The organism is Acinetobacter sp. NBRC 100985, assembly GCF_000241225.1.
Taxonomy (GTDB): Bacteria; Pseudomonadota; Gammaproteobacteria; order Pseudomonadales; family Moraxellaceae; genus Acinetobacter; species Acinetobacter venetianus.
Genome location: NZ_BAEB01000021.1, coordinates 52498 through 64525, shown reverse-complemented (window position 1 = coordinate 64525; position 12028 = coordinate 52498). Strand labels below are relative to the sequence as shown.

Below are 12028 nucleotides of genomic sequence, written 5' to 3'. Positions count from 1 at the left end.
TCAACTTATCCTATTTGTTTAGAAACTTCTTCAAACCACATGACCTCATTTGCTGCTCTAGTCTTTGGATCTACCAAAATCACTTTTACATTAGCCAAATGAGTATCTAAACGAAGCTTTTTCCTGACTTCTTTATCTGTTTCATTCGCATCCACTGTAATAACAAAAAGCTTTTTATCACTTTTTTCAATAAGTTCTCTAAATAATCCATTAATATGACTATCATCCTTATTAAACCCAAAACCTATCGCAATAATAGCATCCGTATCTTTATAAGCATCAAATAACTCTACATAACGTCTCGACATTTCTACCGAAGTTAAAGGCTTTAATCCACTTTGGGTTAACATAAATGGAACTAAAATTTGCTTACTCTCATGTGAGTCCTTATCATCAATCTGAATCACTTCGTTTTTATAGGGATTATAAAAATCCTTCGTACTACCATTTAAATGAAAAACATCAATAGATGGCATATGCAAATCATCTGATATTTCCTTAAATAGGTTGTTGTAATTAGATGTTCCAATCACTCCTACTTCCATACCAGAACCCAGTAATTTTTTTACATCATGATAGTAACCATCATCAGGTAAATCCGTCGGCTTTTGCTCAACAATGTAATCATGAGCAATTTCCATAAAGATAGCCATTCGGGTAAATTTCGCCCACTCAGTTGATGGTGAAAATAAGTATCTAAAATGGTCATCAATTAGCTTTTGATAATCCAAAACACTACAAAATATATTCTCTAAAATTTGTTGAGTTACTGCCGAGAATAAATCAATTAAGGTAGCTTCTTCAGTAGTGTTGAATATTCTTTTTTCGTTTAATAATAAATCTAAAGCTGTTGAGCCAACTCGATCAAACTCCAAACGAAACATACCAAAAATATCATCAAAAATTGGAAGATCATCAGGTGCTGACTCAAATAATTCTTCATTCAATTTTTGAACAACATCTTGACCATAAGCCCCTACTAATAACTGCAAAAAAGCAATAATATATCTTCTAAGGTCAGCACAATTAGGTTTCAAACGAATAATTTCTAGGGCAGCTGAGTAGTATTCAGCCCCAAATAGCTTTACATCTGTAGTCAACTTTGCATTGATTTTAATAGCATGTTCATATAACACTTCCCCAATATCCTTACCCATATCATTAGAGAATTTTTCTTTGAGAAAACTTTCCTCGATGCCTAATTGTTTACAAGCCCGCGTAAACTCATTATCAAAATCATTCAATTTTTTAATAATTTCGGTTCTTTTATATTGGATTGATGACTCTATAATGCTAGTAAATTCATTTTTACCAAAAGCAAAAATACTTTTTTTATCATAGTCTTTTGGCAACCATGTACCAACATATGAACTATAAATATCAACGTTAGCCAACTTTTCTCTGAATTTCTTTTTATAAGGTGTGGGATCTTGTCTAAATAAATCGATTGCAAACTTTCCACCACTAGGAAGTCCATAGCCAATCTCTGCACCCGCACCAAAAAACAATCCTACTTTCATTTTATTACCCCATTTATAATTAAAATTAATTTGTTCCCTATGAGTTTTTAATCAGCTTAAAACTCAACTGATAACGATAAAACTCAATATTCTGAGTCACACTTAAAGCACGACGCATTCTTAAGTCATCTTCCAAAGCAATGATCACACCTTTGACCTGCTGATCAGCCTCAGCCAATTCATCTTTCACATAACCCATATAGCGTTGAATCTGCCCAACAACACGATCACTTGCACGACCACGTTTAAGCTCAACAACAAGCAAGGTCTTTTTATCCTTACTAATTGCTAAAATATCGATTGGACCTGTATCCGATGGATACTGCTGACCAACTAACTGACCATCTTCAGTATAGATGTCATAAGTCGCACCCAACTCAGTCTTAGACCAGTTTTCAACTAGAAAATGCTCAAGATGCTTTTCCAAAGCAAAAGCCGCTGGGTCTTCTACAACTTCATCAGGCTCTAAACCTTCAACGGGCTCTTTGCCTTGTATAAGAGTTTTTAGTTCTTCGGCATATTTAGTGATATTACTCACAGTACCGACTGATCCCGACGAGTTTTTTAGCTCTTGAGACATCAATTCTCTAGGCAAGGTTTGCTCAAACCATTCAATTTTTCTTCGATGGCTTAATTCCCCAGAAGGTACATAATAGTAATCTGAAATCACTTTACCTACTAAGTAGTTACCGTCTCCACGAGGCGTTAGAATGATATCTCCCTGTTTAATCCCTTTGCAGATGGTATGTAGCATGCCACATGCTAAGCCTGCTGAAATCTTACTTTTTTCAGGCAAGGCTGTTAAATAAACAGGAATAAAACGATGATTAAACTCACGCCAATCATCAGGTAAGTCATGGGTTAAGTCTTGGTCAATGTTCCAGTTGGCGGCAATAAAGCCGCCCTCTAGAAACTCTTGAGCAAATACAGACTTCGCACCCGCCATAATGCGGTAGTAGCTAGGATTGATTTGCATCATTAGGCAGTCACCTTGACACGTTTTTTACCTGTCAAAAGTTGTTGCATAAGTGCTTTTTTCTCTTGCTTTAAGCAATCAAGTTTTTTCTGCAGCAATTCAATTTGTTGATCAGCTTTAGAAAGAACAATAGCAATAGCTTGTTGCTCTTTTAAAGATGGTGGGATACTCAGCTTTGTTGCTAAAAATGGTTCAATTTTAACCGCCATTCTTTCAACCAGAGTTCCTTCAACCATTGCAGCAAAACGATTAATTTGATCGTTAGTCATTAACTTTTGTGCTATAAACTCAAGAGATACTTTGTCTTTTTCTGAGACATATAAAACTTCATAAATAGGAGAAACAACTACAGAATGGTTTAAACGACTAAAATTAATTGCCCCCCACCTTAAATTTGCAGGGTTGTAAACAATATCTTTCGGTCTCACAACTTTATATTTTTTCTCTTCAGTATTCTTAACCAAAAATTCACGATTATATCGATCCGACTTTGGTGTAATACCATCTTCAATTGTCAGAGAAAATAAAGGAACCTCTGCTGTTGGAACTTGTCTTTCTTTACGAACTTTTAGCAGATTAGAAACTTTAACAAGCTTCCACTCTCCATCAAATTGTGCTCCACTCTCATCCAATAGCCGCTTCTTACCCGTCAACAATTGTTGCATTAATGCTTTTTTCTGCTGTTGGCTATTTTCAATCAGTTTTTCAGTAGCTGAAATCGCTTGATCCCAAGTTGAAAGGATTTGAGCAATTTTCTTTTGCTCAGGTAAGGGTGGAACATTGACTTTAACAGTATGTAAGTCATTCCGATTTACTCCTGGAACACCTGTCTTATCACTGAATTTCTTGAAGTCAAAGTTGCTTAAAAGATAATAAATAAACTTCTCATAATTTCCGTGGAAATTTTTTACCCATAGAGCTGTATTTAATGGCCAATAATCCTGTTCAATATAAAAAACATCTCCTATAGATCCATATCGTCCAGTTACGACCCCCGGTGATTTTGCTTTAGACTTTGAATGAAATCCTGTAACCCCTCCAGAAGAAACTATAGGAACTTCACCATCTAGTCGCTGGCTACTTGGCAGATCAAAACCACGCTGCAATTCAGCAACATTTTTAAGAGGTAATTTCTCCCAACCATTAGGCACCATAACCCAACTCCTCTAAATACTTGGCCATTTGAACTTCAAGCTCAGCAAGTTGAGTCTTTAACTGCTCACGCTCAGCACTTACAGCAACCAAATCAATCTCTGCCTCTTCTTCAAAGGTATCTACATAACGAGGAATGTTGAGGTTGTAATCGTTGTCTTTAATTTCCTGCAAAGTCGCCAAATACGCATACTTATCTGCGCTTTCACGAGCACGATAGGTTGCAATAATCTTGGTAATATTGTCTTCAGTTAAGTTGTTTTGATTTTTACCTGACTTAAACTCACGGCTTGCATCAATAAACAAAACTGAATTATCATACTTTTGCTTTTTGAAAATTAAAATGGCAGCAGGAATCCCCGTACCGTAGAACAGCTTTTCAGGTAAACCAATCACCGCATCTAATAAGTTCTCGTTAATCAACTTCTCACGAATCTTACCTTCAGATGAGCCACGGAATAACACGCCATGTGGAACCACAACGCCCATACGACCCGTAACAGGTTTTAGCGTTTCAATCATGTGCGAGATAAAGGCATAATCACCTTTGGTCTTTGGTGGTAAACCACGACGGAAACGATCAAACTTATCATTCTCAGCTTGCTCATAACCCCATTTATCTAATGAGAATGGCGGGTTTGCTGTCACAATATCAAACAACATCAAGTCGCCATTTTTATCCAATAATTTTGGATTACGAATGGTATCGCCCCACTCAATTTTGTGGTTGTCTTCGCCATGCAAGAACATGTTCATTTTGGCTAATGACCACGTTGAACCAATCGCTTCTTGCCCATAAAGCGCATATTTTTTGCTGTTGTGATTTGATACAACTTTACGACCACACTTCATTAACAGTGAGCCAGAACCACAAGCAGGGTCACAAATACTGTCACCTTTTTGTGGATCAAGTAATTCAGCAATTAAGTCCGATACTTCAGGTGGTGTATAGAATTCACCCGCCTTTTGACCACCACTTGCAGCAAAGTTTTTAATCAAAAACTCATACCCGTTGCCAATCACATCAAGTGAACCTACACGGCTTGGCTTTAGATCCAATTCAGGAACAGCAAAAACTTCAAGAAGGTCTTTTAAAATGGTGTTTTTTTGCTTTTCTTCACCCAATTTATCCGTATTAAACGAGATATCTTGGAAAACGCTTTTGCCTACATCTTTCAGCTTTGTACCATTGGCTTCTTCAAGTGCATGCAAAGCCATATCAATACGCTCGCCATTGCCGGGCTCAAAGCGACGCTCATGCAAGGTATAGAAATTAGATTCACGAGGCAGTACAAAACGCTCGTTTTTCATCATTTCTTCAATCAGCTCAGGCTCATCACCATATTCATTTTTATAATTGTCGTAGTGGTCTTGCCATACATCAGAGATGTACTTTAAGAACAACATTGTCAAAATATAGTCTTTATAGGTATCTGCACTCACCGTGCCACGGAATACATCACATGCCGACCACAAAGCTTTATTGACTGTATCTTGATTAATTTGAGTAACCATTATTTATTTCCTTTGAGCAGTTGTTGGAACATGCCCATCATCATTTGTTCACGATTTTTAAGTAGTTGTTGGGTCAAGATCTGCTCTTGCTCCCAAATACGGTTTAATTCGATTATGCGTTGCTGAATGTCCAAGCTAGGGACTTCAACCTCAAACTGGCTGACTGTGGATACGCTTAGCATCGGCATCTTAGAACCCTGACTTTCTTTGCGTAACTCGTATTGCACATGAGGTTGATTCAAGTACCAACATAAGTATTCAGGTAATACATTTTGATTTGGCATCAAAATCAAAAATTGACTGCTCACAATGAGTGGTCGTGCTTTTGATTGATCTTGATGACCTACAAAATAATGTGCTTTGAGATACTCTCCACGACAGGGCAATAATACAGAGTCAGGCGATACGATTGCGTTATCCTTACCCTGCCAATCAATTTGCGGTAAAGCATCAGCAAAAAGCGTATAGCCACATGTATCCGTTGAAATGTTGCGAATATCTTTGATCTGCAATACATGCGCATTGCCTGAATCAACTTCTTCAATCTTTTCACGGAATGTAAAACCTGTGCGAATCTCTGCAAGATCGCTCAGTTTTACTACGTTCTTTAAATTAGACATAAATATTACTCTTAAAGCGATTGAGCCATCCTTGGCTCAGGCGATTATGTTGCGCTACTTAAATTCTTCCGCAACCAATTAGTCACTTGACTATTGGTATCAAAATTAAGTTTGTGCCAAGCTGCTTCTCCATTAAGCCTTGTAACTAGTAGGCCATCATCACTATCTATTACAGAACGCAATTCATCTCTAATCTGTACAGCAGTTTTTGCTGTAACAACTATCCAACAAGATTCTAAGGGATGACACCAATCATCATAAGACTTAATTTTTTGATAGAGCGCATCATAATTACGTTGTTTACGCAGGTCATAATTGATCTGATATACTTTCATTGTTCGATTCCTTAATGGTTCACGTCGTTAACAAGTTGAGAACATGGCGGCAGGCTGCAACCTGTCGCCAAATCCAATTCTGAATAATCACAGATTTAATACAGTAGAACACCTATGACTAATCATTGATTTAAGATTAGTCTGTAGTTTCTGACATGTCAAGAATAATTTTTACAGTAGATAATCTATGATATAAATAATTGCGCTATCTGAATAACCATTAGAATACCTTTCCCCTTTATAGCTTCACTAGCTGGAAAAATGCATGAGGCGTCATAAAGTGACGTTCTGAATGCTATACAAACTCCCTGCCACCATCTCTTAGAATTTCCCATAAACCAATCTTAAAATTAGTATTTAATAAAATGACAGCTTATGTGTCGTAAAACTCTAAAAATGACAATAGTTGTGTCGCTTAAATTGTCATTATGTGTCGCAAGAATCTCTAAGCTTTTGAATTTCTGAAATGGGAAATGACAACTTATGTGTCGCGTGACGTGTGCCGCTGAATGACAGTTGATGTGAGATTTTTGACACATATTTCGAGATTGTTACAAATCCCATCAACTACATTAATTAAAAAAATAGAGCCTAATGGCTCTATTTTTTATCAGTGAATTAAATCAAAATTTGCTAAATATTGATACTCTTTAGAATCTATAGCAAAAGAAGCCTTTAAACCATCGAAAACTAACTCGCCAACTTCATCATCTAAATTTAGAATCACTTGGATAATATTGCTTAATAGAAGCTCGCTTGAGTAAACAGTATTATCAAGCATCTCTATAATTTCTTTATATTTAAATCATAAACTTTCATGCACCTTACTTATTAATATAGCAATATCTTTCGTGATTTCTCTTTGCAAGCCACAATATAGAAACCAAGTATTTACAGTTTTTGTGGGTAAACTATAGCCCTGTCTTGCTACAAGATCTAAAACTTTCTGCTTTACTTACTTCAATAGAGAGTAGCTACACTCTATATCACCAGAAATATCCCTTTTATCTATCCTTATCTTGTTCAACATGCCTACGCCACTGACCTGGAGTTATGCCTTTCCAACGTTTGAAAGCTTGAGAAAATGCTGAGTCATCACTGTACCCAGTCCGTACTGCGATTTCATTGATTGATAGTTCGCTATCCTGTAAAAGTTCGCAGGCGAGTTGTTGTTGTACCGAAGCAAATATTTTACGGAAAGATGTTCCTTCTGCTTGGAGACGACGCTTGAGTGTGCGTTCAGAGGTATACAGTAATTTCGCCAGATGCGGTAAATCTGGTACAAGATTTCCAGTTGGAAGGAGTAATTGGGAACGTACCAATTCGACTATACCATAACGAACTCTACGACGCTCTTGTAATGCCGCACACATCTGCTCTCCCAAAGAGGCTGCTAAGGGATTTGCATTTGGAAGACTCAAATTAAGGTCGTGAGCATTCAGCGTCAGAGTATTTCCCTCTGCACCTAATTGCACAGGGCAACGTGCCCAATTCATAAACTCATCACATACTGGATCAACCGTTGAACGTGGAATAGTAAGTTCGACCAAACTTAGTACACAGGTCGCACCTGCTACTTCCGAAATTAGGCGGACTGTACCTGCCAAGTCACGATGAGCTAGAAAGGATCGAACTGGTTCATCTACAGGCGGTGGTTGGAAATTTGCGACAATGTATTGCTCATTTTGATGAATGTCGAACTTGGTAAATGCGGAGGTTAGTTTCTGAAATCGCAATGCTAAGGATAGTGCGTCTCCGACAGTTGCACTACTCATTAGTGCAAGCCCCCAAACACCATATGTGGTAAAGCCGTAACGAAGACCAACTTCCAGACCAAGAAGAGGAGGATTTTTTAATGCCTTGATCAAGTTATTGATCACAAGTAATTCTTGCTCAGCCTGAATCTCGACATTAGGATCAACTAGGTGCTCATGAGCAAGTCCAGTTTTGCGAAGTAATACTTCAGATTGAACCCCATGCTCTTCTCCAAATTTAACCAGTAAATTAACACTGGATGGATCACGAACTGTCAGCCAGTAGTCCATCTCTACCTCTCTTTTGAGCCATGTGGCCTAAATTATAAACTCATTTGGCCTATCTCAACATAGTCGATATCCCCATATTCATTGGTAAGATTATAAGCACAACTTCTAAGGTTTAAGCCATTAAAACCAATATCTTTGACCTCGGAGTAATAGCCTATACATGTGAATGAGCGGAGATTTTAATGAGCATTGCGAAAGAATTAATGAAACGGGCACTGTTTACACGTCTTCCTGAGAATCCAAATCGGGTTAAACCAGTGGAGTCTCGCAATACAACTATTTTTATTATGCTAAAACGGCAGCCTAATTTATCCCAGAGTGAGTTTTTTCAGCAACTATTAACTACAGTGGCTTCTCAAATCTCTAATACGCAAAAAAAACTTGGGTATATGTCTTTTCGACAATTTCACGATGTCAGCATGGGTGGCGTCCTGATGGCTCCCTTTATTTTTGCGAGAAGCTCCGCAGTATCTCATTTCCTGTGCACAATCAGTGGTGTAACTCCAGCAGCACCTTTTTCCGTTAATTATAAACCGCATTTCGATGCGCTGTTAGAGTTGCAATTCGATACCAAGCTTTCATCTCAGCAAATTGAAACACTTAAGAATATAAGTGATTCACTCCATGCTATCGCATCCAGTGTGATATTGAATGAAAGTGATCGACGCTTCACTGTATATGAAAACGGCAGAAGCGACATTGAGAACCCTGTTCATATTACAGTTTTGACCCGATGCCCACTAGGTAAGACGAGACAGCAGGCACAAGACTATTGGATTGATCAACACGCTAAGCTTGTAGTAGATAACGTTAGTTTAATTTCTATGATTGGCTATGATCAGATTCATACCGTCAGAGAACCGTCACTAAATTTTGAAAATCCTTACGACGGTGTAGCATTTATTACCTATAAAGATATCAAACACTTCCTATCGAACTATACCGCGGGTACGGAAACTCTCAGATTCAACAATACGTTGGTGGTTGATGAAATTCAACTAACCGTAAATTCTGATGTTTTGCTATTACGCGAATATCAGATGAATAACTCAACAACACTTTCAAACTGAATAGAGAGTTTACCAATATGACAACCCTACCAAATCGCCGTGATGTCTATTTTTATTCTCATGGCCTCAAATGCCACGGTTGGTTATACCTGCCTGATAGCAAAAAGCCAGCACCAGTTATCGTAATGGGGCATGGTCTAGGTTCTGTAAAAACTATGCGCCTTCCGGCATATGCCGAACGCTTTTGCGAAGCAGGCTATGCTTGTTTACTATTTGACTACCGTCATTTTGGTGACAGTGAAGGGCAGCCTCGTCAGCTATTAGATATTCAAAAACAGCTTGAAGATTGGCAATCAGCCATTGACTTTGTTCGGGACAGTGAGGACGTTGACGGAAATAGAATCGTTTTGTGGGGCACTTCATTTGGAGGTGGTCACGCAATAGCTGCGGCTGCGGCCGACAAACGAGTTTCTGGCGTTATATCACAATGCCCATTCACCGATGGTTGGGCATCAAGTATGGCCATAAACCCTATCTCCTCTATGAAAATCATGCCACTCGCTATTGCCGATCAGATTGGCGCTTGGTTAGGTGCCGAACCCAAATACATAGCAACCAGCGGAAAGCCTCTCTCAAGAGCTCTCATGACTGCGCCAGACGCTCTTTCGGGCTATTTTAGTCTTATGCCCAAAGATAACTCCGTAAAAAACTATGTAGCCGCCCGCATCGCATTAAACATCATGCGTTATTATCCGGGTAGGGATGCTGCCAAGCTCAATTGCCCTGCTTTCTTTGCTGTGTGTTCTACAGATTCGGTAGCTCCGTCGAAGGCAACCCTGCGCCACGTACGCAAGGCACCTCAGGGTGAAATCCATATATACGAGGAAGGTCACTTCGACATTTATCTTGGTGAAGCTTTTGAAAAGGTAGTCACAGATCAACTTAAGTTTCTGCTTCGTATAATGCCAGTGTAGTATGTTTAAAAGCAGTCTTTTTTTGATTGTTCTAGTACAAATCTGCGCAGCCATACATCTATATTGGATAATAATGTGCGCAGATTTTTGTTCAATAATGATGCATTTCGTAGAATTTAATCATACTTACTATTTTCCCACATTAAAAACTTTTTATTAGATTCTTAATTAAAAGAATTCCATGATATGGGAAAATCTTAACTTATGTGACACAAATTCTTAAAAAATCCTAACTTATGGGGCAAAATCAGTTAAGATTATCTGTCACAAAAAACTTAAAGCATTTGATTTATTTAACTAATTTTATCTCAAACTATCTGTCATTTAACGTCTGCTATAAAAAACCGCCGTAAATGGCGGTTTCTTTATAAAAAGTCGACTAATAGAATTTATCAATATTAAGTCCATTAACCATATTTCCAAGATTAATCTTTAATTCCTCCCGGATATGTATCTGAAAGAATTAGTTTATGGATAGATAACAATCAATGGAGTCAGATTTATTGGTTACTGACTAAAAATCCTAGTAAACCACAAAATAAATCGGAAAGACTCATTTAAGTCTCGTGCTGATATTCTTGATAAGAATCCTTACCTAGAAATTTTATCCTAATTATTTAAAGTACGCGGTTGGTTAAGGCTACCTATACAACTAACCTCAACTCCTCTAATAACTTCCCTATACCCACCTCACCTCCTCCCAACAACTGCACCACCGCCCCATCCACTACAAACAGGAACATCTCTGCATCAATTTTAGAGGCATTCAGATTAGCCACTAAAAGCAATTGATAAACCTCTTCCACCAACCATTCTCGATATTCAATCACGACTTGATAAGCCTGAAGATATAGTTTTTCAATCTCAAAAATAGCTTTGAACAAAAGATGGTAAGAACTATTCAGGTCTGCATGTAAAAGATAAATTTCCCTGAGTTTATCGGCTGCCGTGAGGTGTTGGCATGAATAAATAATTGCAAGCACCTCTTGTTTCAGCCACTCTTTTTGTACAGTCATACATATTTCTATAAATCGTTCTTTAGACTGAAAATTATTATAAAACGTCATCTTAGCGATTTTGGTTTGCTGCAAAATAAAGTCTATGCCTGCCCTATGAAAACCATAACTATTAAATAACTGGATTGAAGTCTGAACAACCTGCAATGCTCTTGGTGATAACTCTCGATTTGACATACAAATTCCCATCTACTCATCATTTTTTGTTGTACTTGAATGAGATAAAAATGCCTTTGCTCTCATGCTGAGCAAAAAAGGCATACAAAAGCCCTTAAAGATGGCTTTAGCGCATCTCAATTTTTATTGTCGATATGTTTTTTAGTCGCAACGAACTAAAACTTGAAAGCCAAAAGCAATCAAACCGAATGAAAAACTAATCAGGAAGTGTGAGAATAAAATACATGGCCAACTCCTAAACGATTCGGAACTCTGCCATTGCATTTAAAATTATGGTGGCAGGACGAAAGTGGGTTGACGGACTGGTTGGACCCCAGCACACTCGAAAGTGTCCCACTCCCGTCCTACCGCTACGGGAGGGGACGAGAAGTTTACATGCAAAACTATTCCTCAGAAGAAATAATCCTGATGTAGTCCAAAAACGGTCCGTCAAAACCGACTGGCGATGTAGGCCAGCACTCAAAGAATAATCTCAGAGTTTATGAGTGTCAATCTTGGGTAAATGCTAAGGTCTGAAATTTATTATTATTTTTCCAAAATGATTATATAAAAAATATTTTTTGAAACGCTAAATCAACGAGATTTAATTTTTTAAAACTCTCGACTAATGACATTAAACATGATTCAAATCAGATTTTTAATCATGTAATTTTTCATGTATATATAAATCGATTATTTATGTAGATGG

At 37.8% G+C, this 12028-nt stretch carries 11 protein-coding genes; 2 read left to right on the top strand and 9 right to left on the bottom strand.

Annotation, left to right across the window (positions count from 1 at the left end):
* Positions 1-5: 5 nt before the first annotated feature.
* The 8 genes from ACT4_RS06855 to ACT4_RS06825 all read right to left on the bottom strand — a co-directional run bounded on the left by ACT4_RS06855 (position 6) and on the right by ACT4_RS06825 (position 8163).
* Positions 6-1520 (bottom strand): hypothetical protein, encoded by a 1515-nt coding sequence (locus ACT4_RS06855; protein WP_007480932.1) that lies wholly within the window; start codon positions 1518-1520, stop codon positions 6-8.
* Between the two features lie 37 nt (positions 1521-1557).
* Positions 1558-2499 carry an endonuclease NucS domain-containing protein gene (locus ACT4_RS06850; RefSeq protein WP_007480930.1) on the bottom strand — a complete coding sequence of 314 codons (942 nt, stop codon included), beginning with the start codon at positions 2497-2499 and terminating at the stop codon, positions 1558-1560.
* Positions 2499-3650, bottom strand: coding sequence for a restriction endonuclease subunit S (locus ACT4_RS06845; RefSeq protein ID WP_007480929.1), 1152 nt, complete (start codon positions 3648-3650; stop codon positions 2499-2501). The genes ACT4_RS06850 and ACT4_RS06845 overlap by 1 nt, the downstream gene beginning before the upstream one ends.
* Positions 3640-5163, bottom strand: a complete 1524-nt coding sequence (locus ACT4_RS06840) for a type I restriction-modification system subunit M (protein WP_007480927.1) — start codon at positions 5161-5163, stop codon at positions 3640-3642. The genes ACT4_RS06845 and ACT4_RS06840 overlap by 11 nt, the downstream gene beginning before the upstream one ends.
* Positions 5163-5783, bottom strand: a complete 621-nt coding sequence (locus ACT4_RS06835; protein ID WP_007480926.1) for a restriction endonuclease subunit S — start codon at positions 5781-5783, stop codon at positions 5163-5165. Before ACT4_RS06835 ends, ACT4_RS06840 begins: the two co-directional genes overlap by 1 nt.
* A 44-nt stretch (positions 5784-5827) precedes the next feature.
* Positions 5828-6118: a hypothetical protein gene (locus tag ACT4_RS06830; protein ID WP_007480924.1), complete on the bottom strand. Its 291-nt coding sequence runs from the start codon at positions 6116-6118 to the stop codon at positions 5828-5830.
* A 610-nt stretch (positions 6119-6728) separates the two neighbouring features.
* Entirely contained in the window at positions 6729-6899 is a 171-nt protein-coding gene (locus ACT4_RS17265; RefSeq protein WP_007480922.1) for a hypothetical protein, read from the bottom strand.
* Positions 6900-7122: 223 nt separating this feature from the next.
* Entirely contained in the window at positions 7123-8163 is a 1041-nt protein-coding gene (locus ACT4_RS06825; RefSeq protein WP_007480921.1) for an AraC family transcriptional regulator, read from the bottom strand.
* 182 nt (positions 8164-8345) lie between these two features.
* On the opposite strand from ACT4_RS06825, the gene ACT4_RS06820 reads away from it, so the two are divergent.
* Both ACT4_RS06820 and ACT4_RS06815 read left to right on the top strand, forming a co-directional pair.
* Positions 8346-9233, top strand: a complete 888-nt coding sequence (locus ACT4_RS06820; protein WP_007480919.1) for a hypothetical protein — start codon at positions 8346-8348, stop codon at positions 9231-9233.
* Positions 9234-9250: 17 nt separating this feature from the next.
* Complete coding sequence (locus ACT4_RS06815; RefSeq protein WP_007480917.1) at positions 9251-10147, top strand: alpha/beta hydrolase; 897 nt, start codon at positions 9251-9253, stop codon at positions 10145-10147.
* A gap of 644 nt (positions 10148-10791) precedes the next feature.
* Here ACT4_RS06815 and ACT4_RS06810 read toward each other — a convergent pair.
* On the bottom strand, positions 10792-11340 hold the full coding sequence (locus tag ACT4_RS06810) for a TetR/AcrR family transcriptional regulator (RefSeq protein WP_007480916.1): 549 nt from the start codon (positions 11338-11340) through the stop codon (positions 10792-10794).
* Positions 11341-12028 lie beyond the last annotated feature (688 nt).

What these genes read in the sequence shown, in the direction of transcription:
- ACT4_RS06855 (WP_007480932.1), bottom strand. Translation starts at nt 1,520, where the DNA reads ATGAAAGTAGGATTGTTTTTTGGTGCGGGTGCAGAGATTGGCTATGGA.
- ACT4_RS06850 (WP_007480930.1), bottom strand. Translation starts at nt 2,499, where the DNA reads ATGATGCAAATCAATCCTAGCTACTACCGCATTATGGCGGGTGCGAAG.
- ACT4_RS06845 (WP_007480929.1), bottom strand. Translation starts at nt 3,650, where the DNA reads ATGGTGCCTAATGGTTGGGAGAAATTACCTCTTAAAAATGTTGCTGAA.
- ACT4_RS06840 (WP_007480927.1), bottom strand. Translation starts at nt 5,163, where the DNA reads ATGGTTACTCAAATTAATCAAGATACAGTCAATAAAGCTTTGTGGTCG.
- ACT4_RS06835 (WP_007480926.1), bottom strand. Translation starts at nt 5,783, where the DNA reads ATGTCTAATTTAAAGAACGTAGTAAAACTGAGCGATCTTGCAGAGATT.
- ACT4_RS06830 (WP_007480924.1), bottom strand. Translation starts at nt 6,118, where the DNA reads ATGAAAGTATATCAGATCAATTATGACCTGCGTAAACAACGTAATTAT.
- ACT4_RS17265 (WP_007480922.1), bottom strand. Translation starts at nt 6,899, where the DNA reads ATGCTTGATAATACTGTTTACTCAAGCGAGCTTCTATTAAGCAATATT.
- ACT4_RS06825 (WP_007480921.1), bottom strand. Translation starts at nt 8,163, where the DNA reads ATGGACTACTGGCTGACAGTTCGTGATCCATCCAGTGTTAATTTACTG.
- ACT4_RS06820 (WP_007480919.1), top strand. Translation starts at nt 8,346, where the DNA reads ATGAGCATTGCGAAAGAATTAATGAAACGGGCACTGTTTACACGTCTT.
- ACT4_RS06815 (WP_007480917.1), top strand. Translation starts at nt 9,251, where the DNA reads ATGACAACCCTACCAAATCGCCGTGATGTCTATTTTTATTCTCATGGC.
- ACT4_RS06810 (WP_007480916.1), bottom strand. Translation starts at nt 11,340, where the DNA reads ATGTCAAATCGAGAGTTATCACCAAGAGCATTGCAGGTTGTTCAGACT.